Below are 22,866 nucleotides of genomic sequence, written 5' to 3'. Positions count from 1 at the left end.
GTCAGTTCGATTTTGCAAAGGGCGAGAAGTTGGTATTGGTGTCGAAAATCTCGACACCCTCCCGGCGTTTGAGCCAGCCGACTGCGGCATATGTGACCGGTGTCAGCAGCGCTTCCCACACAACCTTAAGTGCCCAATTTGTGACCATGACCAGCAACACGTCGCGCGTTTCCCAAACCCCGAGAAAGGCGATCGGATAAAATAGCAGGCTGTCGACTCCTTGACCGACAAAAGTTGACCCGATCGTCCGGCTCCACAGGGCTTTACCCTGCGTCATAATCTTCATTCGTGCCATCACGAAAGAATTGACGAATTCGCCCGCCCAGAATGCCACGATCGACGCAAAAACAATACGCGGAATCAGGCCGAAAACCTGCTCATAGGCGGATTGTCCGGCCCAGCTGCTCGCGGGCGGCATTGCTACCACCGCCCAACTCATAAAGGCCATGAAAAGCATTGCCGCGAACCCGACCCAGATTACCCGCCGGGCGCGGGCATATCCGTACACTTCGGTGAGCACGTCGCCGATCACGTAGCTTAGGGGAAAGAACAATATGCCTGCGCCGAAAATAAACATACCGTCGGGCGCAGGCCACCAGCCTGATGGCCACCAGGACATCGGCAGCTCGGAAAGTTTGGCCGCGCCGATGACATTCGACAGCAGCAATATTGTGACAAACGCCGCCATCACCAGATCGAAATATCGGAAGTTTGGCTGCGCCGTTCGGTTGCTGACTCTCGGATCGTTCATCACAAAGACCCTATCCGCATTTGCAGGCCGCGAAAAGCAGGCTATGCGGCTCCGCATGCGCGCCCGTAGCTCATCTGGATAGAGCGCGAGACTTCTAATCTTGAGGCAGCAGGTTCGAGTCCTGCCGGGCGCGCCACTTACCCTCTTGCGACCGTATCCAGCGGCTCGGCAAACACAGGGTATCCCGCATCATCGGGGATACATAACCAGCGCGCGCCGTCGCGTTCCTCGATGAAGGGTGTAATCATCTTGGACGGGAAGTTGGCGCAGTGATCTGCCGCTTCGGCAAAGTCGCCAAACTGGGCCAATCGCTCCAGATTGCGGCGGGTCGGGTAGATGATCGACAGATCGCCCGTTTCGGCAGCGTCCAATGCGCCCTGCGCGGTGATCCAATAGAGCTTGGTGTTCTCTGTTTCATCGACTGCAATATCAACGGCACCGGTGCCGAGGTCGGCCAGATAGAAGCGCGTATCGAAGACGCGGGAGAGCTTCTCGTTTTTTGGAAACCAGCGTGAGAATGGCAGGATCGCCGACAGATCAAGCGACCAGTCCATAGTTTCCAGCACAGGCGCAAGCGCTTGCTGCTGGAGCAGCAGATCGCGCGCTTTGCGTGCCGTTTCGCTTGTAACATCACCGACGATGCCAACGGCCAGGCCGGTCTCTTCCAGCGTTTCGCGGATCGCTGCAACGCGGTGCGCCACTTCGTCGTCGGCCAGATCCGATGCGAGTGTGCTCGCCAGTTCAAAATCGGCGTGGTCAACGCGGCCTCCGGGAAAGACCGCCATACCGCCTGCAAAGGACATATTGCGCGACCGGGTTACCATCAACAGTTCAGGCGCACCGCCAACGGGTGAACGCCTAAACACAACAACAGTCGCTGCGGGAATGCCATCGGGATTGGTATGAGGGGAGTTCTCGGTCATCGCTCACTGCTCTGCCGCACCATGGGTGCGCTGCCAAGGGTTGAAATGAATCGCCGCCATGTCGGAGAATTTTACACCTATCACAGCCGTTAAAGCGCGTTTACCATCGTGTTGCGCACAAATCCGGGGGGCGTTGAAACTGGCACGGGGTGTGCATCGGTACTTGTGTTCAAACAGTCTTCTACGAGAGACAGAACCTTCCTGGTCTTTGGTTCTGGCTCCCCAAAACAACAAGGGCTCCATTCGCAATCGCGGTGGGGCCCTTTTTTGTTTAGTTTGTTTGGGCCCTCAGTAGCCGGTATTTATTTGTTTTTCGCAAACGCATCCGCGCTTGCGTCCTCGGTGCTGATCCCTCCGCTTCGCTGCGGGGCACCTGCGGGCGGCCGGTCGGCCTTGCGGTCAGCTAGTCGCTGACCGAACTTGCGCAGTACTGAAATGCCTTGGAGTGGTCCGGTCCGACGAAGACGGACTGCAAGCGCGACCGCGCGCCCGAGCTTATGCGAGGTAGCCAAGGAATGCGGATGCATTCCGCCCGGCGACTGAGGGTCTAAACAAAAGACTCGGACGTGAGCGCCGGCGCTTGAGGCTAAAGCAAACTAGGACGCCTTCGCGACGCCCTTGTCGTCCATGAGTTGTTTCAGCTCACCGGCCTCAAACATTTCCATCATGATATCGCTGCCGCCAAGGAATTCACCTTTGACGTATAGCTGCGGGATGGTGGGCCAGTCCGAATAAGTCTTGATGCCCTGCCGGATTTCCATGTCTTGCAGCACGTCGACGCTTTCATAAGCAACGCCGCAATGGTCGAGGATCGCAACTGCACGGCTGGAGAAACCGCATTGCGGGAACAAAGGTGTGCCCTTCATAAACAGGACGACATCGTTCTTCGTGACGACTTCGGAAATGCGGGCTTCAGTATCGGACATAGGATTTTCCAGGTGGTTCGTATCTGATCAGGAAGTGGGAACGGCAGTCGTCAGTTGCAAGGCATGAAGCACGCCCCCCATTCGCCCGCCGAGCGCATCATAGACCATCTTGTGCTGCTGGACGCGGCTTTTTCCGGCGAAATCCGGCGCCGTGACTTTGGCAGCCCAATGGTCACCATCACCCGCCAGATCGGTCATTTCAACCTCGGCATCGGGCATCGCTGCCTTGATCAGGCCTTCAATTTCTTCCCCGCTCATGGGCATTGCGTCAGGACTCGCTCATAAGCTGACGGCGGGCTTCGATCGTCTTTTCTTCGAGAGCAGCGCGAACACCAGCTTCGTCCACATCGACTTCGGCCGTGGTCAGATCGCCGAGCAGCTTGCGGATCACGTCTTCGTCACCGGCTTCTTCGAAGTCAGCCTGAACGACTGCCGTTGCGTAAGCCTTGGTCTCCTCTTCGTCGAGACCCATCAGCGCAGCAGCCCAGTGGCCAAGCAAGCGATTGCGGCGTGCGGCGATCTTGAACGCATTCTCTTCGTCGAATGCGAACTTGGCTTCTTCGCCTTTTTTGCGGTCGTTAAAGTCGGTCATCGATACCTCATATTATGTGTCACATTTGAAATAGGAACGCGGGACGGCAGCCGCAAGCGCCCGCAAGAAGCGCTAGCCATCCATTGTGACAACAAGCTTGCCGATCGCGCCGCGCGATTCAAGCTTGGCAATGGCTTCATGAGCGCGTTCCAACGGGTATGTTTCACTCACCAATGGACTTATTTTTCCTTCTTTCCATAGGCGGAAAAGCTCGGCGATATTGGCTTCGTTCTTGCGTGGCTCGCGGGCGGTAAACGCCCCCCAGAAGACGCCGCGAATGTCGCAACTTTTAAGTAACGTCAGGTTGAGCGGCATTTTTGCGATACCGGCGGGGAAGCCGATGACCAGAAAGCGGCCTTCCCACGCGATCGCGCGCAGGGCAGGCTCTGAATAGTCACCACCGACAATGTCATAGACGATGTCCGCACCCTCTGGACCCACTGCATCCTTGAAAGCTTTTGCAAGCGCCTTCGAGGTGTCTTTATCGAACGGAGCGCGGGGATAGATTACCACTTCGTCGGCACCGGCTTTGCGGGCGACCTCGCCCTTTTCTTCGCTCGAAACGGCAGCGACAACGCGTGCGCCATAGGCTTTGCCCAGTTCCACCGCAGACAGGCCCACACCGCCGGCTGCACCGAGCACCAGCATTGTATCGCCCTTTTTGATATCGCCGCGATCCTTCAGGCCGTGAATCGTTGTCCCGTAGGTCATCAGCAGAGCAGATGCCTCGGGAAGTTCGACAAAATCGGGAACTGCGAACAGGCGCGCTGCCGCGACAACGACTTTCTCCTGCAGGCCGCCATTACCGATACCGGACAGCACGCGGTCGCCGACTTTCCAGCCTTCCACGCCTTCGCCGAGCGCTTCGATTGTGCCGGATATTTCGCCACCGGGCGCGAATGGCCGGGGCGGTTTGAACTGATACATATCACGGATGATCAGCGTGTCGGGAAAATTGATCGCGCAGGCTGCGACCTTGATCAGGACTTCGCCTTTGCCTGGTGTCGGCTCGTCGATCTCCTCGACGACGAGCGTCTCTGGCCCGCCCACTTCTTTGGACAATAAGGCTTTCATGCGGCTTTCCCCTCAGATGGTGTCGTACTATTGGCGAGCCACGGCATATCCGCCGCAGCCCTCTGTTCGTAATCGGTTATGGCCGCATCGCGCTCCAGCGTCAGACCGACTTCATCGAGCCCTTCGCTCAGGCAGCGCTTGCGGAACGGATCGACTTCAAAGGTGAAGCGATCCTGAAACGGTGTGGTGACCGTTTGCGTTTCCAGATCGACAGTGACCGGATCGCTCTCGGCAACGTCCATCAGGCGGTTGATCTGCTCTTGAGGCAGGGCCACGGTCAAAATACCGTTCTTGAACGCATTGCCCGCAAAAATATCCGAAAAACTTGGCGCGATAACCACTTTGACGCCCATATCGAGCAGCGCCCACGCAGCATGCTCCCGGCTTGATCCGCACCCGAAATTGTCGCCCGCAATCAGGATAGGCGCGCCTGCGTATTCAGGATCATCGAACACATTGCCTTTTTGCGCGCGGATAGTCTCGAACGCACCTTCACCCAAGCCTTCGCGGGTGATAGTCTTCAGCCATGCAGCGGGAATGATGATATCAGTATCGACATTCTTCGCGCCAAACGGAATCGCGCGGCCTTCAACGCTGGTGACCGGGTCCATCAATCGGTTTCCGGCTTCTCACCGCTCGGTACTTTGGGGGGCTGCGCCTTCTTCTCTTTGCGTTTGGAGGCGTAGAGCAATGCGGCTGCGACCGCTGCAGAACCTATGGCCGCTGCGCCCAGCGCAGCTTTTCCGCCAATCGATTTGGGAAGTTTCTTTGTCATACTCTTTCAATGGTGCTCCGTGCGTGGAGTGGCAAGTGCATTCGTCCTATTTCACCAACTCTCTGACGTCGGTGAGCTTGCCCGTTATTGCAGCGGCAGCCGCCATCGCGGGGCTCATCAAATGCGTGCGCGAGCCGGGCCCTTGGCGGCCGACGAAATTGCGATTGCTGGTGGAAGCGCACCGTTCGCCAGGCGGGACTTTGTCCGGGTTCATGCCGAGGCAGGCCGAGCATCCGGGTTCGCGCCATTCGAGACCAGCATCGATGAAGACTTTGTCTAGGCCCTCTTCCTCCGCCATTTGTTTGACGAGGCCAGAGCCGGGGACGACAATAGCCCATTTCACACCGTCGGCCTTGTGTTTACCGCGCAGCACTTCCGCGGCGGCGCGCAAATCTTCAATCCGGCTGTTGGTACAGCTGCCGATGAAGATATTCTGGACGTCAACATCGGTCATCTTCTGGCCGGGGGTTAGCCCCATATAGTCGAGGCTCTTTTGCGCGGCGTCTTTCTTGGACGGATCTGCAAAGCTGGACGGGGCAGGGACAGCGCCGCCAATGGGAACCACGTCCTCGGGGCTGGTGCCCCAAGTCACGGTTGGCTCAACGTCTGCCGCTTCGAGGCGGACCACCTTATCAAAGGTTGCGCCCGGATCGGTCCGAAGACTGCTCCAGTAAGCAACAGCCTTGTCCCAATCTTCTCCACTGGGCGAAAGCGGGCGATTTTTTAGATATCGAAATGTCGTTTCATCCGGCGCGATCAATCCGGCGCGCGCGCCTGCTTCGATAGACATGTTGCACACGGTGAGACGACTTTCGACGCTCATCTTCTCGAACACATCGCCGCGATATTCGATCACGTGGCCAGTGCCGCCAGCGGTGCCGACAACGCCGATAATGTGCAGGATCAAGTCTTTGGACGTTACGCCGGGGCCGAGCTCTCCGGTCACTGCGACTTCCATCGCTTCCGAGCGTTTGAGCAACAGCGTTTGCGTGGCGAGAACATGCTCGACCTCGCTGGTGCCAATACCAAACGCCAGCGCACCAACGCCGCCATGCGCGGCAGTATGCGAGTCGCCGCAAACAATGGTGGTTCCGGGGAGCGAGAAGCCCTGTTCCGGCCCTACCACATGGACGATGCCTTGCTCGGCAGCGGTCGCATTGATGTAGCGGATCCCGAACTCGGGTGCATTGGCCTCCAGCGCTTCCAATTGTGCTGCGCTTTGCGGGTCGGAAATCGGGATTTTATTGCCGTCTGCGTCCAGCCGAGGCGTCGTCGGCAGATTGTGGTCGGGAACTGCCAACGTGAGATCCGGTCGGCGGACTTTGCGGCCTGCCAATCGCAGTGCTTCGAAAGCTTGCGGGCTGGTCACTTCATGGACCAAATGCCGGTCGATAAAGATCAAGGCGGTCCCGTCATCGCGGGTCTCCACGACATGGGCGTTCCAGATTTTTTCGTACAAGGTAAGAGGACGGCTGGCCATGCTTTCGCCTAGGTCAGCCGTTCAGGCACCTCAAGTTAGGAAAACTTCAGCCCACCCAACAATCGGAGGTGTAGTATCCTCAGCAATAGCCGCGCCCCAACTGCAACAATCGAGAAAATTCGAAATTCCATAGCGTTTTGTCATGGAATCGAAAGGGTTCAGCGCCTAACTGACACGTATGTCAGCAAAGCCCTACGTCTTCCCGATCACGATTGTGCCATCGGACATCGATTTCATGGGGCATGTGAACAATGCGCGCTATCTCGGCTGGGTGCAGGATGCGGTGCTGTCGCACTGGCGCAATATTGCGCCCGCCGATGCTGTTGCGAGCCGGGCATGGGTCGCGTTGAAGCACGAGATCACTTACCGCAAACCAGCCTTTCTGGATGACGATGTTATCGCCAACACCATGCTGGAAAGCACCAAAGGCGCCCGCGCATTCTATCACACGGTAATCCAGCGCGGCGAGGATGTTCTCGCGGAGATCCAGTCGAGCTGGTGCTGCATTGATGCGGAAACGCTGCGCCCTGCGCGTATCGGCGAGGAAATTGCGCGGTTCTTCTTTCCTGCGAGTGATTAAGCTATAGCAGTGGCCGTCATGGAAATTGTCGTTCCCGTTCTGATTGTCCTCTTAACCATTGCCGCGATGGAGTGGGTCGCATGGGCGAGCCACAAATATATCATGCATGGCTGGGGCTGGGGCTGGCATCGCGACCATCACGAGCCTCATGACAACGCGTTTGAGAAGAACGATCTGTACGGCATCGTCGGCGCAGCAATGAGCATATCAATGTTCATGTGGGGCAGCGAATGGGTGCTCGGAGATGCGGCATGGGTTCCCGCGACGTGGATTGCTATCGGTATTCTTGGCTACGGCATTGTTTATACGCTGGTGCATGATGGCTTGGTGCATCAGCGCTATTTTAAATGGGTGCCCAAGCGTGGTTATGCGAAACGCCTCGTGCAGGCGCACAAATTGCATCATGCGACTATCGGCAGAGAAGGCGGTGTAAGTTTCGGCTTCTTATGGGCGCGCGATCCAGCGAAGCTGAAAGCCCAGTTAAAAGCACAGCGCGAAGCGGGCATAGCCGTAATACGCGAGAGCGCCGAAACCTGAGGTTCCGGCGCTCTCAAAAATCAGAAATCGGCAGTTATCGTGCGTAGTTCACGTACAGACCATGGATCAAACCTGGAATAAACCCCAGAATAGTCAGCACCAAATTCAATAGCGCTGTCTTGTCAATTCCGTGCTTCATGGCAACGCCGACCGGTGGCAACAGGATCGTGAGGATGAGCGTAATAAGTGACATCTATTGATTTCCTTTGAATGCGAATGTGTTCCCGTCGCTATATAGGAAATCAATGAGTTACCGGCTGATCGGTTCCCAAATCTATTCGTTTCGCGTCGCGATCCATGTGCCGCAGATCACCAATATTGCCAGCGAGATGTAATAATAGGGCGCGCCAAGCGTGTACCAAGTGAACACCACGCCCGCCGCAATAGAGACGATGGCGATGGTTTTGGACTTGCGGCTGATCGCCCGCCGCTCGCGCCAGTCCTTGACCTGCGGCCCCCAATGCGGGTGTTCGAGTATTTTCTGCTCGAGCTCCGGACTGGACCTGGCGAAGAAATAGACGGCCAGCAGCAGGAATGGTACGGTTGGCATGATCGGCAATGCTGCCCCGATTGCACCCAGTCCGGCACTGGCAATTCCCAGAGCTTTGAATATCGGGCGTTTCATCGCCGCACGCTCATGCCGAAGCCAAGCGCGCCGCGTGTTCTTTTACCAAACCAATCATGTTGGGGACGCCTTGTGTGCGGTTAGAGCTAAGCTGGTTCTTGAGGTCGAAGGGCTCAAGCGCGGCGGTCACATCCATCTCGGCGACCGTCTGCGCTGGCTTATCCTGTACGGCGGAGATCACCAATGCGACGATACCTTTGGTAATCGCTGCATTGCTGTCTGCCAGAAAGTGCAGGGCTCCACTTTCTTCGGTAGGATAGACCCACACACTGGCAGAGCAGCCGCGCACCAGTGTCGCATCGGTCTTGAGAGCGGCGGGCATATCATCGAGCTCGCGGCCGAGCTCGATCAACAGGCGATAGCGTTCATCGCCTTCGAGGAACTCATATTCTTCTTGGATATCTTCAAGTGTGCGCATTAGCCGCATGTAGTGATTGCGGTTTACAAATCCACCCCGCTGGCAATTGCTTCCAGCTTGCGGATACGTTCTTTCAGATCGGCAATCTCGATCCGGGCAGCGCCCGCGCTTGACCCTACATCAGAGCCGGTATCGACGTGCTCGCGAGTATGGACGGCGCGTTCGAGCTCCTGTTCTTTCAGCGCCAGCCATCCCTGCCAGCCGCGCAGGCCGATCAAGGCGACAATCGTCAAGCCGATAATCGTTGCGCTGGATATGATGATCTGTTCGGTCATTTCACAAATCCTCCCTCAAGGCGGGCCCCCAAAACCGGGTTTGCCATCACGCGGCCCGCATCCTCTGGTTACTTGTCTCTCAAACTTTCAATCTCGTCAGAGATCGCTGCAATTTTCCGGCTCTCGGATGTGTTCGCATCGGTCGCGATCCGTTCCAGCACTTTGATCCGCTCGCGCAGCTCTTTGACCTCGCGTTGCGCGTCGGGATCTGCTTTGGGGATGTAGCTTTCGTTCCCTTGCTTATCAGCGATAATCCCCGCTCTGGCGCGCTGCCGACCGCGAATCACACTGGTGACCGCGCCAATTGCGACGATGATCACCAAGGCCGTCCCAAAACTCATTGTACCTTCTCCTTGGCCGCGGTCAGCGTGTCTAGGTCATCAAGATCGCGAAGATGTTCGATCTGCTGCGCAAGATCAGTCCCTTTGTCGGTGGCGATCCGCTCCAGTACCCGGACGCGTTTCTCCAGTTTGCGATATGCTTCGCCATCCGCTCCGCGTCCGGACTTGGCTTCTTCGGTTCTAGCAAGCAGTTCGAGTTTGCGCTCTTCGTGCTCATTGGAGCGCCGATGTGTGAACATTGCGAACGGAAACACGATCATAGCCAAGATCAGGATGAATGCGAAAATGCCCATAAGATCACTGTCCATCAGTTCACTTCCTTGTCTTCGCGCAGGCGATCAATCTCGTGTGTGAGCTGATATCCGCTGTCAGTGACGATGCGTTCCACGTTTGCCATGCGGTCTTTAATTGAACCGAGTTCGGCGCGCAGTTCCGCGTTTTCTTGGGTCAAGAGTTTGACTCGCTCGACCGCTTCGTCATTCTTGGGATAGACGGGCTTGCCCCAGCTGTTTTCTAGCGGATAGCCATTTTTCATCCGCATCCAGGTATTGATGATCCAGCCGCCGGTAATGATCGCAACACCGGCAATGATCGCGGTTTCGGTAACAGGGAACATCAGGCTTTTTCCTTATTCTCGATATCGAGCGGCACGCCGCTATCAGTTGATTTCATGTCGGGCAGATCGCGCAGCGCCTCGATTTCTTCGTTCAGCCGGTACCCTTTGTCGGTCACGATCCGCTCGAGCGTTTCCATCCGCTTCCCCTGATCTTTGAGCAACTGGATCAGCTCGGCATTTTCCGCGCGCAGCTCTTTGATCTCGCCGCTGTTCTTGGGGGCAGTCTTGCCGCCCCATTCATCCTCCAATTCGTAGCCGTGCTTGGCGCGAATCCAGTTGTTGATCAGCCAGCCACCAGTGCTGAGTGCGATAATTGCGATCACAAAGGTCGGTCCACCCCAGTCCATTATACGTTTTCCTTCTTCGCAACGTTGAGCGGTGTGCCGCTATCGGTTCCCTCGACTTCACGCTGGTCGCGCAATGCTTCGATCTGAGTCGCAATATCGTAGCCACGATCAGTGACGATGCGTTCCAGAACTGCGACGCGATCCTCTAGCTGTGTGACCTGGCTGGCATATTGGGCTGCCTTCTCACTGCTGGCCTCGGCTGTTGCAGAAATTCGCTTTTCCTCGAGCTTGCGGTTGTTCACCAGCCAGATGATTCCCAGCACCATGATGAACGGCGCCAGCGGTATGAGAATGCCTAAATCCATGTGTATTCCCCTCAGTATTCAGTCTCAACGCAGACGCTCGATTTCGGCGTTCAGGCGCGGATTGCTGGTGACGTAATATGTCTCGACATCTGCCAGCCGGCGATCGATGTCGCGCATCCGGCTGCGAATTTCGCGAGCACTGCGCTGAGGGCTCTGGCGAACACGCTGCCAGTATTTCTGCTCGTCCTGCTCCACATAAAGATGCGGCGGCTTTTTATTGAGCAGCAGGCCAGCGACGAAATAGATCGGAATTGCAAAGCCGGTGCTGAAGGCAAGGATGAGCGCTGCCAAGCGGACCCACAAGACGTTTACGCCAGTATAGTCGGCAATGCCCGAACATACGCCCATCAGCTTTGCGTTTTGCTTGTCACGATACAGGGTGGTGCGTTCGCTGGTCATTACCGGGCTTCCTTTTTCTCTGCGAGCAAGCGGTCGAGCTCGCGCAATTGCTGATTATCTGTTTCGCGGTCATGCATCAGACGGGCTGGTTGATAGTCGGGGTTGTCGCTGGCCACGAGGCGCTCGACAGTGTCCATCCGCTCATCCAGACGCTTGGCGAGTTGATACAGTTCGCCCAGCAAGTCCTCGTCATCGGTGGTAATCGTTGCGGCCGTTTTCCACTTGGTGACATAGTGCATGATCAACCATGGCAGACCGATAAACAGGATCGGTACGATGATGATTTCACTCGGAAAATCCATGGCTCACTTAGTCCTTCTTGTCAGAGGCGCTTTTCAGGGCGGCCTTCATAGCTTCTAATTCTTCATCGACTTTATCGGCGCCTGCCAGCGCCGCGATCTCGTCTGACAGGCTTGGCTTGCCGCTATTGTCGGCAATTGACATCGCGTCTGCGCGGCCTTCTGCGTAATCGACGCGGCGTTCGAGCTGGTCGAACCGGGCAAGCGCCTCATCGGTCCGTTCCGTGCTCATCAGCGTGCGCAGCTTGGCACGGTTTTCCGCACTTTCCAGACGCGCCGCGATGGCGGTCTGGCGGCTGCGGGCTTCGCGGAGACGATTTTGCAGTTTGGCGATGTCCTGTTCGTAGGCACGAAGAGCGTCGTCCAGCACAGCGATCTCTGCTTTAAGCTGATCGGACATGTCCGACGCCTTCTTCTTCTCGACCAGAGCGGCGCGGGCAAGATCTTCGCGATCCTTGCTCAAAGCCAATTGTGCTTTCTCGCCCCAATCGGCCTGCAGCCTGTCCAGTTTGACCGTATGCCGATGCATTTCCTTCTGATCAGCGATCGTCCGTGCCGCGCTCGCGCGCACTTCCACAAGAGTTTCCTCCATTTCGAGGATGATCATGCGGATCATTTTTGCCGGGTCATCGGCATTATCCAGCATATCGTTGAAATTGGCGGCGATGATGTCACGGGTTCGGCTGAATATTCCCATCAAGGGTGCTCCACTGTTGAACAGATTAAATGTTTGCGCCTGCATATTAGCAGTCTGGGTCGGTGTCGGGGTCTGACGAAGGCGTTCCACCTCGGCTTCGAAACGGGATACCGGATTAACACCTTTTTCGGGCGCTAGGGGATCCCGTTCTCCCGAACCTTTGTCGGAAGGCTTGTTCATGCGAGTTCGACCGCTTCTATTGTTGGCGATGCCGCGAATGCTGGATCAACCTGCATTTGCGTTGTCAGAGCAACAAATGCACACATTGCAGCGATGCTGGCCATTGCGGCCTGACCCAGTTTGGTCTGGAAAAAGCGGCGGTCATACATGGCACGGTTCCTTCTAAGATAGTGGCAAAACGGATTTTCGACACCGTTTGGTATTGCCCACAACATAGCAAAGGGTGTGCCAAACTGATTTAATCTAGAATTTTCAAAGATGTATGCGGCCTCGCGAAAAATCCCACTTAGTGCCTATTGCCAACAATCGGGAATTTTCACTATAGGTTGGGTTATGGAGCAAAAGAACCAATTTATCGGCCAATCCGGGGCGTTTCTGGACGCGGTCGAGCGGGCCAGCCGCGCGGCTCCGATGCGGCGTCCGGTGCTCGTCGTCGGCGAGCGCGGGACCGGCAAAGAGCTCATCGCCGAGCGCCTCCACCGCCTGTCCGAGCGGTGGGGTGAGCCGCTGGTTACTATGAACTGTGCAGCTCTTCCCGAAACGCTGATCGAGGCCGAATTGTTCGGTCACGAAGCAGGCGCTTTCACAGGTGCTACCAAAGCGCGCGCCGGACGTTTCGAAGAAGCCGACAAAGGTACCTTATTTCTCGACGAACTGGGAACCCTGTCTATGGCCGCGCAAGAGCGCTTGCTGAGGGCTGTCGAATATGGCGAGGTCACACGGATTGGCTCTTCGCGCCCGATCAATGTCGACGTAAGAATTGTCGCGGCAACCAATGAGAATCTCCCCAAGGCAGCTGAGGAAGGTACATTCCGTTCCGACCTGCTCGACAGGCTGACTTTCGAAGTCATCACTCTGCCGCCGCTGCGCGTACGGGACGGTGATATCGACATGCTGACCGACTATTTCGGGCGGAAAATGGCGGCAGAAATTGGCTGGGAAGGTTGGCCAGGTTTTGCCGAGCATGTCCGCAAGCAGCTCGACAACCACCCATGGCCAGGCAATGTCCGCGAGCTGCGCAATGTTGTTGAGCGCGCGATCTATCGCTGGGATGATTGGAAAGAGCCGATTGCGCATGTGCAGTTCGACCCGTTCGACTCTCCATGGAGACCTATTGGCGAGCCATCGAGCAAGTCAAAACCCGCTGAGGCGACAGCGCCTGTTACGACAACTGCTGCGCCAGCTACAGATCTGGAGTCCGTTAATGACCTTCGTGCCGCTGTAGACGAGCATGAGCGGGCTATCGTCGAGCATGCACTGGGCAAACACCGTTGGAACCAGCGCCAAACTGCGAAAGCATTGGGGCTGAGCTATGACCAGCTGCGCCATTGCATCAAGAAGCATAGCTTAATGGAGGGGCAGGATTAATCATCTATTAGACAAACCCCTGTAAACAAGTCCGAATTCAGAAGGCTCGGCGTTGGGATGGGGTTATGGACAAGTTGTTTCGGATCGCGATGGGTTTGGGGTTGATCGCCTGGATAGCGCTCATGGTCACAGTACAGACCGACTATGAGTACAGGGCGGCCATCGCTGACGGCGACACAGGACAGCCGCCGATAAAAATCCAATCCATCGAAGATCCGGTTGAAAAGAAGGGCGTTCGAGAGGACGACTTAGCTGACGACTGGGGCGCGGCTATCCGGTCATCTGATAGCGAGGAATGAGGGCGGCAGCTGTGAAATTGTTTGAAAATGTAACTCCGAGTGATTGGTTGAGCGCCTTTCGCGAGATGATAGCGGCCGAGCTTCGCGCCTATTTCCTGGTTTTTTGCGGGCTTGCGATCATTCTGATCCTCGGTTTCGCGGTGCCGATAGTCGGACAATATCTTGCGCAAGAGCAGATAAGAGCGGAAACGGCCGCCGAAGTTGCGGACGAGAAGATACCGCAAAAGGCACTTCCTCCTCAGCCAGTCATCCAGGACTATCGCGCGAACGCCGACGATGGCTGGAGCGATGACAGTCTCGTTGCAGCGCAGGCGGCGAACTGACCACTGGTCATTTTCGTGCGCTCCCCGCCACGCGAAGCGTTCAGAGCTGTACTGGCGATGCAGGGTGTTGGTATGCGCCATGACGACGTATGCCATTGCATGAAGAAGCACCGGCTGGCAGAAGGTTGACAAATTTAGAACTCGTTCTGGTCTGGGAATTCTGTGAACCGTCTGATCCATATGATGCAATTATCTGCCTTGCTGGCTTTGGCTGTTTCGACGCCGTCATTCGCAGCCGGTCCTGATGGCGTGCCCGAAGGTGCCAGCGCCGAGCAGATAGCGGCCAATGAAACGGCGGCGCGCATTGGTGAGCAGATGTATCAGCATGATCGGGCCGCATGGAGAGCAAGCGACGAACTCAATGCGCAACTGCGACCTGAAGATCGCCCAGACTATCTTACTTACATCACCGAAGAACTCGACAACGGCAATATCCGGGTGGTGTTTTACACCAAGCTGGAAGAAGCGCTGGTCGAGTTCGTGGTGTTCGAGATCGATCGCGGCAATGTTGTGTCCGCGAAAATGCATGATGACCCATCCCAGCATCCGCTGTCCGATCTGCTGCTGAAGAAAGTGGCCGCGCGAGATGTGGCGATGCAGCAGGGGGCCGAGCAGAAATTGCCGCTCTGCCGCTCGGGGGCCGCCAATTACGTGACATTGCCGCCGGACGATGAGGGCATGATCGCAGTGTATATTCTTTCACCTCCGGTCATACCGGGCCGATTCCCGCTGGGTGGGCATTACCGCTTTATGATCGATGCAGAGGGTGAAGCCGTTAGCGGACGTGCATTCGAGAACTCCTGCCTCGATGCGCCGCGGTTCGAGCGTTACGTGCACAATGCGCCCGAAAACTTCCCATTCGTGCATGTCCTCGATCCGCATCCGACCGAGATCCATCATTTCGCCGCACGCTATATGAATCTGGCGCTGCAAGTTACCGCGGCGGAGGTCACTTGGAACATTGATTATGTCCGCTGGACCGATGAAGAAATCGCTGCGGGTGAGGCAATGGCGAACGGTGTGATGCCGGGAAGCCAATGAATGGACTGAGCCAGAATCTAATTTTCCAATTATAGTTGCAATCGTGCTGATCCCCGCCTATTTGCTCCTCATCCCGACATTGTGACTTCAAAGTGGGGCTGGCGCCGAAAGGGGCTGGCACGAAACTCTATTGTCACAACGATTCTTTACTGACGGAGACCGAATGGCCGATCTGGCACGCCTGACACAGATTATCGAACCTGAAGCGAAAGCTCTCGGGTTTGATCTTGTGCGCGTGAAGATGATGCCGTCGGAGGCAGGTGACGGCACGCAGGCTTTGCAGATCATGGCAGAGGATCCGGCGACGGGTCAGCTGGTGATCGAGCAGTGCGCGGCTCTGTCGCGCGCCGTGTCCGAGCAGATCGATGCTCTTGAAGAACAGGGCGATGTTCTGGTTCAGGGTGCTTACCACCTCGAAGTCAGTTCACCCGGTATCGACCGCCCGCTGACACGGCCCAAGGATTTTTCCGATTGGGCCGGGCATGAGGTGAAGGTCTCGATGATCAAAGGCTTTGATGGCTCGCGCAATATGCGTGGCAATCTGGTCGGGATAGCCGGAGACAGTGGCGCCGAAACCGTCACAATTGAAGATAACAAAGCCGGTGCGGTATCTTTTCCAATCGGTTCGATCCATTCGGCAAAGCTCGTCCTGACCGACGCGCTGATTGCTGCAACCAAACCATTGGACACTTCCGGTGCCGATGAAATTTCAGAAGACGAAGAAGAGAAGGCTGACAATTAATGGCCAGTGCTATTTCCGCCAATAAGGCAGAGCTGCTTGCAATCGCAAACGCTGTCGCAACCGAGAAGATGATCGACAAAGCGATCGTCATCGAAGCGATGGAAGAAGCGATCCAGAAGAGCGCGCGCAACCGCTATGGCGCGGAGAATGACATTCGCGCGAAGCTCGACCCGCAAACCGGCGATCTGCGCCTGTGGCGTGTTGTCGAAGTGGTGGAAGAAGTCGAAGACTACTTCAAGCAAGTCGATCTGAAAGCCGCGCAAAAGCTGGAAGACGATGCCAAGCTGGGTGACTTCATTGTCGACCCGCTGCCACCCGTTGATCTGGGCCGGATTGATGCGCAGAGCGCCAAGCAAGTGATCTTCCAGAAGGTTCGGGATGCCGAGCGTGAGCGTCAGTTCGAAGAATTCAAAGACCGCGACGGCGAAGTCATCACCGGCGTGATCAAATCGGTCGAGTTTGGCCATGTGATCGTCAATCTGGGCCGCGCCGAAGGCGTTATCCGCCGCGACCAGCAGATTCCGCGTGAAGCTGCGCGTGTGGGTGAGCGTATTCGTGCGATCATCACCAAAGTGGAGCGCAACAATCGCGGTCCGCAGATTTTCCTCAGCCGCGCGCATCCTGATTTCATGCGCAAGCTGTTCGCGCAGGAAGTGCCCGAAATTTACGACGGCATTATCGAGATCAAAGCGGCCGCTCGCGATCCGGGCAGCCGCGCCAAGATCGGCGTCATCAGCCATGATAGTTCCATCGACCCCGTCGGTGCCTGTGTGGGTATGAAAGGTAGCCGCGTTCAGGCCGTAGTGCAGGAATTGCAGGGCGAGAAGATCGACATCATTCCATGGTCGGAAGACACCGCGACATTTGTGGTCAACGGCCTCCAGCCTGCGACTGTTGCGCGGGTTGTTCTCGATGAGGATGAAGGCCGGATTGAAGTGGTCGTTCCTGACGATCAGCTTAGCCTGGCGATTGGCCGCCGCGGCCAGAATGTCCGTCTCGCCAGTCAGTTGACCGGTCACCAGATCGATATCATGACCGAGGAAGAAGCCTCCGAAAAGCGTCAGAAGGAATTCGCCGAGCGGTCGAAAATGTTCGAAGAAGAGCTCGACGTCGACGAAACCCTGTCGCAGCTTCTGGTTGCCGAAGGTTTCGCCGAGCTGGAAGAAGTTGCCTATGTGCAGCTTGAAGAGCTGGGCGCGATTGAAGGTTTCGATGATGAATTGGCCGAAGAACTTCAGAGCCGTGCTCTGGAAGCTATCGAACGTCACGAAGCTGCTGCTCGCGAAGAGCGCCGCGAAATGGGCGTTGAAGATGCTATCGCAGAAATCCCGCACCTGACCGAAGTTATGCTGGTCACGCTCGGCAAAGCCGGCATCAAGACACTCGATGACCTCGCCGATCTCGCGACGGATGAGCTGATCGCCAAGAAGCGTGAAGCACCGAAGCGCCGTCAGAATCCGACCGAGGGGCCGCGCATGAAGGCTGATGTCCAACAGTCGAAGCGGACTGAAGACAAAGGCGGCGTTCTTGGCGAGTATGGCCTGAGCGAAGAACAGGGCAACGAGATCATTATGGCTGCCCGCGCGCATTGGTTCGAAGACGAGGAAGACGCACCGGCTGCTGCTTCCACCGACGAACCTGACACACAGGAGGCCGCCGATGCGGACTCCACCACATGAGACTGTAGCGTCCGACATCTCTGAAGCCGCAACGGGGCGGGGGCATAAGGCTTCCGCGCCCGAACGGCGCTGCATCCTGTCCGGAGAGGTTTCTTCGAAAGACGAACTGATCAGGCTTGCGATTTCGCCAGCCAAAAAAGACGGGACAAGCGATGTGCTGCCCGACCCGCTGGCGCGTGCCCCCGGGCGCGGCGCGTGGCTCGGCGCGACACGCGCTGAACTTGCAGAGGCGCTGACTGCCGGAAAATTGCGCGGTGCTTTAGCGCGGGCATTCAAAGGTGCGAAACTGACCGTACCTGATGACCTGCCCAACTTAATCGAGACGGCACTTTCCAGCTTGCTATTAGACCGCCTTGGTCTCGAAATGCGCGCCGGAAAACTTATATTGGGATCAGACCGGATTGCCGAACAGGCCCGATCTGGCCGGATTGCGCTGCTTCTCCACGCTTCCGATGCAAGCGAGGACGGGCGTAAGAAGCTGGATCAGGCATGGCGGGTAGGGCGCGAAGAAGAAGGTTCAGGAGGCCGGCCAGAAGGTAGGGGTATCACCTTGCCACTGGACCGAGCGGCCCTGTCTGTGGCATTGGGCCGCGATAACGTCGTTCATATGGCGCTGGCAGATGATAAGTCCGCAGAACGGGTCCAATCGGTCCTAACGCGCCTGATGCATTTCCTACGGGCTGATAAGCCCCTAAAGAGTTCGGGTGAACCGAATACGGGCGAGGTGCACGCTGCGCCCGTTCAGAATGACGAATTGAGTACTGAAGGATAAACGAGCTTTATGAGCGACGAAGACAAGAAACCGACGCGCACCCGCAAGCCGCTTGGCCTGAAAGGCCCGGCTGGTGGTGGAGAAGTCAAACAGACTTTCTCCCACGGCCGGACGAATAACGTCACGGTTGAGGTGAAGCGTAAGCGTAAGCTCGTGAAGCCTGGCGAGACACCGCCGCCCGCGCCCGAGCCAACGCCGGCACCAGCCCCGACACCGGCGCCTGAGCCGGCTGCCAAGGCGCCTGCGCCGAAGAGGAAGGTCGTTGATACTTCCGAAACACCGCAGGAGCGTGTTGCCCGTCTCCAGCGTGAGGCCGAGGAAGAGCGCCTGCGTCTTGCCGAAGATGCCAACCGCCGTGATGCGGAGCAAAAGGCCAAAGCGCTTGAGCAGGAGAAGCAAGCTCAGGAAGACAACAAGAAAGCCGACGCCAACGCTGAAGCTGCTGCCAAGAAAGCCGCCGAAGACGAAGCAAAGCAAGCTGCCGAAATCGCTGCTGCAGAAGCTGCGGCCAAAGAAGCGCCTGCCGAAGAAAACAAAGCCACGCCAACACCGGCTGCACGTAAATTCACGCCTGTCGCCCGTCCCGAACCGAAGCGCCCTCCCAAAAAGGAAGAGAAGCGCCCGGCCAAGGGTGGCGGAAAAGACAAGCGCCGTTCGGGCAAGCTGACCGTTACCAAAGCGCTGAACGAGGACGAAGGCCGCCGCGCCCGTAGCCTCGCCGCGTTGAAACGTGCGCGCGAGAAAGAGCGCCGTGAACAGGGGGGCGGTTCATCCAAGCCGCGCGAGAAGCAGGTCCGCGACGTTATCGTGCCAGAGGCGATCACTGTTGGCGAATTGGCCAAGCGTATGGGTGAGAAGGGCGCTGACCTCGTGAAAGCGCTGTTCAACATGGATATGATGGTCACCGTCAACCAGACGATCGACCAGGATACCGCTGAATTGCTGGTTGAAGAATTCGGCCACAATATCGAACGCGTTTCTGAAGATGATGTCGATATCAAGGTCGAGGAAGACAAGGATCCAGAGGAAACTCTGAAACCGCGTCCGCCTGTGGTTACGATCATGGGCCATGTCGATCACGGTAAAACCAGCCTGCTTGATGCGCTGCGCGGTACCAATGTGACCAAGGGTGAAGCGGGCGGTATTACCCAGCATATCGGTTCCTATCAGGTCACCACCAAGGACAAATCGAAGATCACTTTCCTCGATACGCCGGGTCACGCAGCTTTCACCGAAATGCGTCAACGCGGAGCCAATGTTACCGATATCGTGGTGCTGGTTGTTGCGGCAGATGACGGTATCATGCCGCAAACGATCGAAGCGATTAAGCACACCAAGGCGGCTGACGTTCCGATGATCGTGGCGATCAACAAGATCGACAAGCCGGAAGCGAACGCACAAAATATCCGTGAGCGTTTGCTTGAGCATGAAGTTATCGTGGAAGCTATGTCGGGTGAAGTGCAGGATGTCGAAGTCTCGGCAACTAAGGGTACCGGCCTTGATGAATTGCTCGAGAAGATCGCGCTTCAGGCTGAATTGCTTGAACTGAAAGCCAATCCTGACCGTCCGGCTGACGCTACTGTAATCGAAGCACAGCTCGACAAGGGCCGCGGCCCTGTCGCGACTGTGTTGGTGACACGCGGTACGCTGAAACGCGGCGATGTGTTCGTGGTCGGTACCGAAAGCGGTAAAGTCCGTGCGGTGGTCAACGATCAAGGCAAGCAGATCAAGGAAGCGGGCCCGTCCATGCCGGTCGAGGTTCTTGGCCTTGGCGGAGTACCGGGCGCAGGCGATCAGTTGACTGTGGTCGAAAACGAGGCGCGCGCCCGCGAAGTGGCCGAGTTCCGTCAGGAACGCGCGACCGCCCAGCGTACAGCGCTCGCCCCGACCAGCTTCGATACGATGTTCAACAATTTGAAGAGCGACGTCGTTGAATTCCCAGTTCTGGTCAAAGCCGATGTGCAGGGCAGTGTCGAAGCGATCACCACTGCGCTACACAATCTCGGCAATGATCTGATCAAGGTCCGCGTGCTGCACGCAGGCGTTGGTGCGATTACCGAAAGCGACGTGACGCTGGCGGCGGCATCAAATGCCCCGATCATCGGCTTCAACGTCCGGCCCAACCCCAAGGCCCGCCAATTGGTCGAGCGGGAGAAGGTCCGGATGAAATATTTCGACGTGATCTATCACCTGACCGACGAAATCGGGAAGGAAATGGCTGGCGAGCTTGGCCCCGAAAAGATCGAGCATGTTGTTGGCCGCGCCGAAGTCAAAGAAGTCTTCAAATCCGGCAAGAAGGACAAGGCCGCCGGCCTTATGGTCACCGAGGGCGCGATCCGCAAAGGCCTGTTCGCACGCCTTACGCGCGACGATGTCATCGTTTCGGCGACAACCATCGCCTCGCTGCGGCGTTTCAAGGACGATGTGGATGAAGTCCGCACAGGCCTCGAATGCGGCGTGGTTCTGGAAGACACGAATGACGTCCAACCGGGCGACAGCCTCGAAGTCTTCGAGATCGAGGAGAAAGAGCGGGTTCTTTGATAATTGCCTAAAAGTCGATCCCGTAACAAACCCATGGCGCCGACTCCCTCGAAAAAAAAGGGATGGTGGGCGCGTAACCGTGACGAGGTCGGCGACGGTATGTTGGCCGGTTGTTTGCCAGCGTTTGCTATTGTTGCGTTTCCCACTTCATTGGTGATCATAGTTACAGCAAGTGTCTGATGCCCCAATCTTCACTCGTCGCCGCTCACCATCCGCTGAGTTGATGGGATCGGAGTTCGTTTCCTTTGACGAGGAGACGGCGACGGCGACCGTTCGCTACACTCCGCCGCCTTCGTTCGCCTCGCCGCGCGGTGCGGTGCAGGGCGGGCTGATCGGCGGCTTTCTGGATGAGGTCATGGGTACGGCTTTACTCGCCGCGAGTGATGGCGAGCTGCTGCCGCTCAATCTCGATATGAATATGACTTTCGTACGCATGGTTCCGATGGAAACAATAACCGCCAAGGGTCGCGTTATCCGTGTTGGACGCCGCGTTGCCTTTCTTGAAGGCGAGCTGTTCGACAAGGACGGGAATCTCCTTGCCCGCGCGACCTCCACCGCCATGCCTACTTCTGTACCGGGTGGCGAGACATGAGCGATTTCCAGGCGAAGATCTGGCCGCATTCCGAGTTAATGGGTGCCGAGTTTGTCTCTTTCGACAAAGACACCAACACAGTGACTATCAACTTTACTGCGCCGGAAGTTTTTATCACTCCGCGCGGAAGCGTGCAGGGCGGATTGGTTGCGGGTTTTCTCGATGAGACGATGGGCTGGGCGCATACTTATTCCACGAATGGCGAATATTCGCCGCTGATGCTGGATGTGAATTTCTCTCTGCTCCGCCCTGTACGGCAAGGTCCATTGGTTGCCAAAGGTACGGTCATCAAGGCGGGTAAACGTATAGTGTTCCTGAGCGCTGAGCTGATGGAGCCCGATGGAACGATCCTTGCGCGCGGTACCTCCACCTGCATCCCGACACCTAATCCGGGAATTGATCTCTCGGTGCCGCGATGAATCGCTACGTCGCCTTTCTCGGCAGCATCAATGTCGGTAAAGACCGGCTGAAGATGGTCGATCTTCGCGAAGCGTTAGAACGTGAGGAACTTGAGGAGATCGAGACCGTCGCGGCCAGCGGCAATGTGCTGTTCACCCACGAACCGATGCCGTCCGAGGGGCTTGCAGAAAAGATCGCATGGATCATCCGCGACGAATTCGACATCGACAGCGAAGTGGTAGTGATGACGCGCGATGAGCTTGCTGCGATCATCGCCGAGAACCCGTTTGCCCAGGGCCCGGAAGCGGGTGAGGAGAAATTCGTCCACACCATGTTCTTCCTCGATCAACCCGGTGACATGCAGATCAAGGCTCTGCAAATTGATCACGAAGGGCGCGGTAATGAACGGATTGCTGGCGGAACCAATGCGCTGCATGTCGACTATGTCGATGGGGTTGGCCGCAGCAAGTTGACCGGCGATTTTATCACGCGCCGCCTTGGAATTCGCGGCACTGCACGCAATATTAGATCCATGAAACGTATTCTTGCAAAGATGGACGAGCTCAATGGCTAGAAACGAGTCCACCAAAGAACAACAATCGGTCCGCGTCTTGAAAGTGGGCGAGCGAGTGCGGCATATCTTGTCCGAACTGCTCGCGCGCGGGGAGGCGCATGACGATGTGCTACGCGCAACCAGCGTCAGCGTGACCGAAGTTCGCATGACGCCCGATCTGCGCAACGCAAAAGTCTATGTGAAACCGCTATTGGGCGAGGATGAAGGCGTGGTGCTCAAAGCGCTGCGCTCTAACACTGCCTTTTTCCAGCGCGAAGTCGCCAAACGCCTCGGCCTGAAATTCGCGCCGAAACTGAACTTCCAGCCAGACGAAAGCTTCGACGAAGCCAGCCGGATCGACCAGTTGCTCAGCGATCCAAAGGTTGCCCGTGACCTGGGCGGCGACGAATAAGGCGC

At 57.0% G+C, this 22,866-nt stretch carries 36 protein-coding genes and 1 tRNA gene; 15 read left to right on the top strand and 22 right to left on the bottom strand.

The annotated features are described in order from the left end of the window. Position 1: 1 nt before the first annotated feature. Positions 2-751 carry a queuosine precursor transporter gene (locus GRI35_RS13065; protein ID WP_160614558.1) on the bottom strand — a complete coding sequence of 250 codons (750 nt, stop codon included), beginning with the start codon at positions 749-751 and terminating at the stop codon, positions 2-4. 59 nt (positions 752-810) lie between these two features. Here GRI35_RS13065 and GRI35_RS13060 point away from each other — a divergent pair. Next, positions 811-887: transfer RNA gene (locus GRI35_RS13060), tRNA-Arg, on the top strand. Position 888: 1 nt separating this feature from the next. Here the strand turns inward: GRI35_RS13060 and GRI35_RS13055 are convergent. From GRI35_RS13055 to leuC, 8 genes are all read right to left on the bottom strand, one after another. Next, the gene (locus GRI35_RS13055) at positions 889-1,674 is read right to left on the bottom strand and encodes an NUDIX hydrolase (RefSeq protein WP_160614557.1); all 786 of its coding nucleotides are present in this window, start codon (positions 1,672-1,674) and stop codon (positions 889-891) included. Positions 1,675-2,270: 596 nt separating this feature from the next. Continuing rightward, on the bottom strand, positions 2,271-2,600 hold the full coding sequence (grxD, locus tag GRI35_RS13050; protein WP_160614556.1) for a Grx4 family monothiol glutaredoxin: 330 nt from the start codon (positions 2,598-2,600) through the stop codon (positions 2,271-2,273). A gap of 27 nt (positions 2,601-2,627) precedes the next feature. Next, positions 2,628-2,864 carry a BolA/IbaG family iron-sulfur metabolism protein gene (locus GRI35_RS13045; RefSeq protein ID WP_160614555.1) on the bottom strand — a complete coding sequence of 79 codons (237 nt, stop codon included), beginning with the start codon at positions 2,862-2,864 and terminating at the stop codon, positions 2,628-2,630. Between the two features lie 4 nt (positions 2,865-2,868). Further along, the gene (locus GRI35_RS13040) at positions 2,869-3,192 is read right to left on the bottom strand and encodes a DUF1476 domain-containing protein (RefSeq protein WP_160614554.1); all 324 of its coding nucleotides are present in this window, start codon (positions 3,190-3,192) and stop codon (positions 2,869-2,871) included. Between the two features lie 72 nt (positions 3,193-3,264). Next, positions 3,265-4,266: an NADPH:quinone oxidoreductase family protein gene (locus tag GRI35_RS13035; protein WP_160614553.1), complete on the bottom strand. Its 1,002-nt coding sequence runs from the start codon at positions 4,264-4,266 to the stop codon at positions 3,265-3,267. Next, positions 4,263-4,877, bottom strand: a complete 615-nt coding sequence (leuD, locus tag GRI35_RS13030) for a 3-isopropylmalate dehydratase small subunit (RefSeq protein WP_160614552.1) — start codon at positions 4,875-4,877, stop codon at positions 4,263-4,265. Before leuD ends, GRI35_RS13035 begins: the two co-directional genes overlap by 4 nt. After that, positions 4,877-5,041 (bottom strand): isopropylmalate isomerase, encoded by a 165-nt coding sequence (locus tag GRI35_RS13025; RefSeq protein ID WP_160614551.1) that lies wholly within the window; start codon positions 5,039-5,041, stop codon positions 4,877-4,879. The genes leuD and GRI35_RS13025 overlap by 1 nt, the downstream gene beginning before the upstream one ends. Before the next feature lie 46 nt (positions 5,042-5,087). Further along, the gene (leuC, locus tag GRI35_RS13020) at positions 5,088-6,521 is read right to left on the bottom strand and encodes a 3-isopropylmalate dehydratase large subunit (RefSeq protein ID WP_160614550.1); all 1,434 of its coding nucleotides are present in this window, start codon (positions 6,519-6,521) and stop codon (positions 5,088-5,090) included. A 178-nt stretch (positions 6,522-6,699) separates the two neighbouring features. Between leuC and GRI35_RS13015 the strand changes: the two genes are divergently transcribed. Together GRI35_RS13015 and GRI35_RS13010 are read left to right on the top strand one after the other, a co-directional pair. Next, positions 6,700-7,101 carry an acyl-CoA thioesterase gene (locus tag GRI35_RS13015; protein ID WP_202390563.1) on the top strand — a complete coding sequence of 134 codons (402 nt, stop codon included), beginning with the start codon at positions 6,700-6,702 and terminating at the stop codon, positions 7,099-7,101. An 18-nt stretch (positions 7,102-7,119) separates the two neighbouring features. Continuing rightward, positions 7,120-7,638 (top strand): sterol desaturase family protein, encoded by a 519-nt coding sequence (locus GRI35_RS13010; protein ID WP_160614549.1) that lies wholly within the window; start codon positions 7,120-7,122, stop codon positions 7,636-7,638. A 34-nt stretch (positions 7,639-7,672) separates the two neighbouring features. Here GRI35_RS13010 and GRI35_RS13005 read toward each other — a convergent pair whose 3' ends face one another. The 13 genes from GRI35_RS13005 to GRI35_RS13750 all read right to left on the bottom strand — a co-directional run bounded on the left by GRI35_RS13005 (position 7,673) and on the right by GRI35_RS13750 (position 12,289). Then, positions 7,673-7,831, bottom strand: coding sequence for a YqaE/Pmp3 family membrane protein (locus tag GRI35_RS13005; RefSeq protein ID WP_160614548.1), 159 nt, complete (start codon positions 7,829-7,831; stop codon positions 7,673-7,675). Between the two features lie 81 nt (positions 7,832-7,912). Further along, entirely contained in the window at positions 7,913-8,263 is a 351-nt protein-coding gene (locus GRI35_RS13000; RefSeq protein WP_160614547.1) for a YbaN family protein, read from the bottom strand. 10 nt (positions 8,264-8,273) lie between these two features. Then, positions 8,274-8,681 carry a SufE family protein gene (locus tag GRI35_RS12995; protein ID WP_160614546.1) on the bottom strand — a complete coding sequence of 136 codons (408 nt, stop codon included), beginning with the start codon at positions 8,679-8,681 and terminating at the stop codon, positions 8,274-8,276. A 23-nt stretch (positions 8,682-8,704) separates the two neighbouring features. Beyond that, on the bottom strand, positions 8,705-8,956 hold the full coding sequence (locus tag GRI35_RS12990; protein WP_160614545.1) for a hypothetical protein: 252 nt from the start codon (positions 8,954-8,956) through the stop codon (positions 8,705-8,707). A 68-nt stretch (positions 8,957-9,024) separates the two neighbouring features. Next, on the bottom strand, positions 9,025-9,297 hold the full coding sequence (locus GRI35_RS12985; protein WP_160614544.1) for a hypothetical protein: 273 nt from the start codon (positions 9,295-9,297) through the stop codon (positions 9,025-9,027). After that, the gene (locus tag GRI35_RS13755; protein WP_202390680.1) at positions 9,294-9,605 is read right to left on the bottom strand and encodes a hypothetical protein; all 312 of its coding nucleotides are present in this window, start codon (positions 9,603-9,605) and stop codon (positions 9,294-9,296) included. The genes GRI35_RS12985 and GRI35_RS13755 overlap by 4 nt, the downstream gene beginning before the upstream one ends. After that, a complete protein-coding gene (locus tag GRI35_RS12980) occupies positions 9,605-9,913 on the bottom strand; it encodes a hypothetical protein (protein ID WP_160614543.1) in 309 nt (102 codons plus the stop codon). Before GRI35_RS12980 ends, GRI35_RS13755 begins: the two co-directional genes overlap by 1 nt. Next, positions 9,913-10,260 carry a hypothetical protein gene (locus GRI35_RS12975; RefSeq protein ID WP_160614542.1) on the bottom strand — a complete coding sequence of 116 codons (348 nt, stop codon included), beginning with the start codon at positions 10,258-10,260 and terminating at the stop codon, positions 9,913-9,915. The genes GRI35_RS12980 and GRI35_RS12975 overlap by 1 nt, the downstream gene beginning before the upstream one ends. After that, positions 10,260-10,565, bottom strand: coding sequence for a hypothetical protein (locus GRI35_RS12970; RefSeq protein ID WP_160614541.1), 306 nt, complete (start codon positions 10,563-10,565; stop codon positions 10,260-10,262). Before GRI35_RS12970 ends, GRI35_RS12975 begins: the two co-directional genes overlap by 1 nt. Before the next feature lie 24 nt (positions 10,566-10,589). Continuing rightward, on the bottom strand, positions 10,590-10,964 hold the full coding sequence (gene pspC / locus GRI35_RS12965; RefSeq protein ID WP_160614540.1) for an envelope stress response membrane protein PspC: 375 nt from the start codon (positions 10,962-10,964) through the stop codon (positions 10,590-10,592). Further along, positions 10,964-11,266: an envelope stress response membrane protein PspB gene (gene pspB / locus GRI35_RS12960; RefSeq protein WP_160614539.1), complete on the bottom strand. Its 303-nt coding sequence runs from the start codon at positions 11,264-11,266 to the stop codon at positions 10,964-10,966. Before pspB ends, pspC begins: the two co-directional genes overlap by 1 nt. A gap of 7 nt (positions 11,267-11,273) precedes the next feature. After that, positions 11,274-12,140, bottom strand: coding sequence for a phage shock protein PspA (gene pspA / locus GRI35_RS12955; protein WP_160614538.1), 867 nt, complete (start codon positions 12,138-12,140; stop codon positions 11,274-11,276). After that, entirely contained in the window at positions 12,137-12,289 is a 153-nt protein-coding gene (locus GRI35_RS13750; RefSeq protein ID WP_202390562.1) for a hypothetical protein, read from the bottom strand. The genes pspA and GRI35_RS13750 overlap by 4 nt, the downstream gene beginning before the upstream one ends. 184 nt (positions 12,290-12,473) lie before the next feature. On the opposite strand from GRI35_RS13750, the gene pspF reads away from it, so the two are divergent. From pspF to rbfA, 12 genes are all read left to right on the top strand, one after another. Then, positions 12,474-13,508 carry a phage shock protein operon transcriptional activator gene (gene pspF, locus GRI35_RS12950; protein WP_160614537.1) on the top strand — a complete coding sequence of 345 codons (1,035 nt, stop codon included), beginning with the start codon at positions 12,474-12,476 and terminating at the stop codon, positions 13,506-13,508. Positions 13,509-13,573: 65 nt separating this feature from the next. Beyond that, positions 13,574-13,807, top strand: a complete 234-nt coding sequence (locus tag GRI35_RS12945; RefSeq protein WP_160614536.1) for a hypothetical protein — start codon at positions 13,574-13,576, stop codon at positions 13,805-13,807. Positions 13,808-13,818: 11 nt separating this feature from the next. Then, on the top strand, positions 13,819-14,130 hold the full coding sequence (locus GRI35_RS12940; RefSeq protein ID WP_160614535.1) for a hypothetical protein: 312 nt from the start codon (positions 13,819-13,821) through the stop codon (positions 14,128-14,130). Between the two features lie 162 nt (positions 14,131-14,292). Then, the gene (locus GRI35_RS12935) at positions 14,293-15,171 is read left to right on the top strand and encodes a hypothetical protein (protein ID WP_160614534.1); all 879 of its coding nucleotides are present in this window, start codon (positions 14,293-14,295) and stop codon (positions 15,169-15,171) included. A gap of 163 nt (positions 15,172-15,334) precedes the next feature. Continuing rightward, positions 15,335-15,913 carry a ribosome maturation protein RimP gene (gene rimP / locus GRI35_RS12930; protein WP_160614533.1) on the top strand — a complete coding sequence of 193 codons (579 nt, stop codon included), beginning with the start codon at positions 15,335-15,337 and terminating at the stop codon, positions 15,911-15,913. Then, complete coding sequence (gene nusA, locus GRI35_RS12925; protein WP_160614532.1) at positions 15,913-17,592, top strand: transcription termination factor NusA; 1,680 nt, start codon at positions 15,913-15,915, stop codon at positions 17,590-17,592. Before rimP ends, nusA begins: the two co-directional genes overlap by 1 nt. Beyond that, a complete protein-coding gene (locus GRI35_RS12920; protein WP_160614531.1) occupies positions 17,573-18,364 on the top strand; it encodes a DUF448 domain-containing protein in 792 nt (263 codons plus the stop codon). Before nusA ends, GRI35_RS12920 begins: the two co-directional genes overlap by 20 nt. 9 nt (positions 18,365-18,373) lie before the next feature. Beyond that, positions 18,374-20,905, top strand: coding sequence for a translation initiation factor IF-2 (gene infB / locus GRI35_RS12915; RefSeq protein WP_160614530.1), 2,532 nt, complete (start codon positions 18,374-18,376; stop codon positions 20,903-20,905). Between the two features lie 172 nt (positions 20,906-21,077). After that, positions 21,078-21,497, top strand: a complete 420-nt coding sequence (locus GRI35_RS12910; protein ID WP_290258088.1) for a PaaI family thioesterase — start codon at positions 21,078-21,080, stop codon at positions 21,495-21,497. Then, a complete protein-coding gene (locus GRI35_RS12905) occupies positions 21,494-21,916 on the top strand; it encodes a PaaI family thioesterase (RefSeq protein ID WP_235900223.1) in 423 nt (140 codons plus the stop codon). Before GRI35_RS12910 ends, GRI35_RS12905 begins: the two co-directional genes overlap by 4 nt. Continuing rightward, entirely contained in the window at positions 21,913-22,470 is a 558-nt protein-coding gene (locus GRI35_RS12900) for a DUF1697 domain-containing protein (protein ID WP_160614529.1), read from the top strand. Before GRI35_RS12905 ends, GRI35_RS12900 begins: the two co-directional genes overlap by 4 nt. Next, a complete protein-coding gene (gene rbfA / locus GRI35_RS12895) occupies positions 22,463-22,861 on the top strand; it encodes a 30S ribosome-binding factor RbfA (protein ID WP_160614528.1) in 399 nt (132 codons plus the stop codon). The genes GRI35_RS12900 and rbfA overlap by 8 nt, the downstream gene beginning before the upstream one ends. The last annotated feature ends 5 nt before the right edge of the window (positions 22,862-22,866 follow it).

It is taken from the genome of Pontixanthobacter aestiaquae, assembly GCF_009827455.1.
In the GTDB taxonomy this organism is placed as follows: Bacteria; Pseudomonadota; Alphaproteobacteria; order Sphingomonadales; family Sphingomonadaceae; genus Pontixanthobacter; species Pontixanthobacter aestiaquae.
The sequence above is the reverse complement of the archived record's forward strand: the minus strand, read 5'-3'. Positions and strand labels throughout refer to the sequence as shown.

Coding starts and splice junctions, on each gene's coding strand:
- GRI35_RS13065 (WP_160614558.1), bottom strand. CDS start 751: ATGAACGATCCGAGAGTCAGCAACCGAACGGCGCAGCCAAACTTCCGA.
- GRI35_RS13055 (WP_160614557.1), bottom strand. CDS start 1,674: ATGACCGAGAACTCCCCTCATACCAATCCCGATGGCATTCCCGCAGCG.
- grxD (WP_160614556.1), bottom strand. CDS start 2,600: ATGTCCGATACTGAAGCCCGCATTTCCGAAGTCGTCACGAAGAACGAT.
- GRI35_RS13045 (WP_160614555.1), bottom strand. CDS start 2,864: ATGCCCATGAGCGGGGAAGAAATTGAAGGCCTGATCAAGGCAGCGATG.
- GRI35_RS13040 (WP_160614554.1), bottom strand. CDS start 3,192: ATGACCGACTTTAACGACCGCAAAAAAGGCGAAGAAGCCAAGTTCGCA.
- GRI35_RS13035 (WP_160614553.1), bottom strand. CDS start 4,266: ATGAAAGCCTTATTGTCCAAAGAAGTGGGCGGGCCAGAGACGCTCGTC.
- leuD (WP_160614552.1), bottom strand. CDS start 4,877: ATGGACCCGGTCACCAGCGTTGAAGGCCGCGCGATTCCGTTTGGCGCG.
- GRI35_RS13025 (WP_160614551.1), bottom strand. CDS start 5,041: ATGACAAAGAAACTTCCCAAATCGATTGGCGGAAAAGCTGCGCTGGGC.
- leuC (WP_160614550.1), bottom strand. CDS start 6,521: ATGGCCAGCCGTCCTCTTACCTTGTACGAAAAAATCTGGAACGCCCAT.
- GRI35_RS13015 (WP_202390563.1), top strand. CDS start 6,700: ATGTCAGCAAAGCCCTACGTCTTCCCGATCACGATTGTGCCATCGGAC.
- GRI35_RS13010 (WP_160614549.1), top strand. CDS start 7,120: ATGGAAATTGTCGTTCCCGTTCTGATTGTCCTCTTAACCATTGCCGCG.
- GRI35_RS13005 (WP_160614548.1), bottom strand. CDS start 7,831: ATGTCACTTATTACGCTCATCCTCACGATCCTGTTGCCACCGGTCGGC.
- GRI35_RS13000 (WP_160614547.1), bottom strand. CDS start 8,263: ATGAAACGCCCGATATTCAAAGCTCTGGGAATTGCCAGTGCCGGACTG.
- GRI35_RS12995 (WP_160614546.1), bottom strand. CDS start 8,681: ATGCGCACACTTGAAGATATCCAAGAAGAATATGAGTTCCTCGAAGGC.
- GRI35_RS12990 (WP_160614545.1), bottom strand. CDS start 8,956: ATGACCGAACAGATCATCATATCCAGCGCAACGATTATCGGCTTGACG.
- GRI35_RS12985 (WP_160614544.1), bottom strand. CDS start 9,297: ATGAGTTTTGGGACGGCCTTGGTGATCATCGTCGCAATTGGCGCGGTC.
- GRI35_RS13755 (WP_202390680.1), bottom strand. CDS start 9,605: ATGGACAGTGATCTTATGGGCATTTTCGCATTCATCCTGATCTTGGCT.
- GRI35_RS12980 (WP_160614543.1), bottom strand. CDS start 9,913: ATGTTCCCTGTTACCGAAACCGCGATCATTGCCGGTGTTGCGATCATT.
- GRI35_RS12975 (WP_160614542.1), bottom strand. CDS start 10,260: ATGGACTGGGGTGGACCGACCTTTGTGATCGCAATTATCGCACTCAGC.
- GRI35_RS12970 (WP_160614541.1), bottom strand. CDS start 10,565: ATGGATTTAGGCATTCTCATACCGCTGGCGCCGTTCATCATGGTGCTG.
- pspC (WP_160614540.1), bottom strand. CDS start 10,964: ATGACCAGCGAACGCACCACCCTGTATCGTGACAAGCAAAACGCAAAG.
- pspB (WP_160614539.1), bottom strand. CDS start 11,266: ATGGATTTTCCGAGTGAAATCATCATCGTACCGATCCTGTTTATCGGT.
- pspA (WP_160614538.1), bottom strand. CDS start 12,140: ATGAACAAGCCTTCCGACAAAGGTTCGGGAGAACGGGATCCCCTAGCG.
- GRI35_RS13750 (WP_202390562.1), bottom strand. CDS start 12,289: ATGTATGACCGCCGCTTTTTCCAGACCAAACTGGGTCAGGCCGCAATG.
- pspF (WP_160614537.1), top strand. CDS start 12,474: ATGGAGCAAAAGAACCAATTTATCGGCCAATCCGGGGCGTTTCTGGAC.
- GRI35_RS12945 (WP_160614536.1), top strand. CDS start 13,574: ATGGACAAGTTGTTTCGGATCGCGATGGGTTTGGGGTTGATCGCCTGG.
- rimP (WP_160614533.1), top strand. CDS start 15,335: ATGGCCGATCTGGCACGCCTGACACAGATTATCGAACCTGAAGCGAAA.
- nusA (WP_160614532.1), top strand. CDS start 15,913: ATGGCCAGTGCTATTTCCGCCAATAAGGCAGAGCTGCTTGCAATCGCA.
- GRI35_RS12920 (WP_160614531.1), top strand. CDS start 17,573: ATGCGGACTCCACCACATGAGACTGTAGCGTCCGACATCTCTGAAGCC.
- infB (WP_160614530.1), top strand. CDS start 18,374: ATGAGCGACGAAGACAAGAAACCGACGCGCACCCGCAAGCCGCTTGGC.
- GRI35_RS12905 (WP_235900223.1), top strand. CDS start 21,494: ATGAGCGATTTCCAGGCGAAGATCTGGCCGCATTCCGAGTTAATGGGT.
- GRI35_RS12900 (WP_160614529.1), top strand. CDS start 21,913: ATGAATCGCTACGTCGCCTTTCTCGGCAGCATCAATGTCGGTAAAGAC.
- rbfA (WP_160614528.1), top strand. CDS start 22,463: ATGGCTAGAAACGAGTCCACCAAAGAACAACAATCGGTCCGCGTCTTG.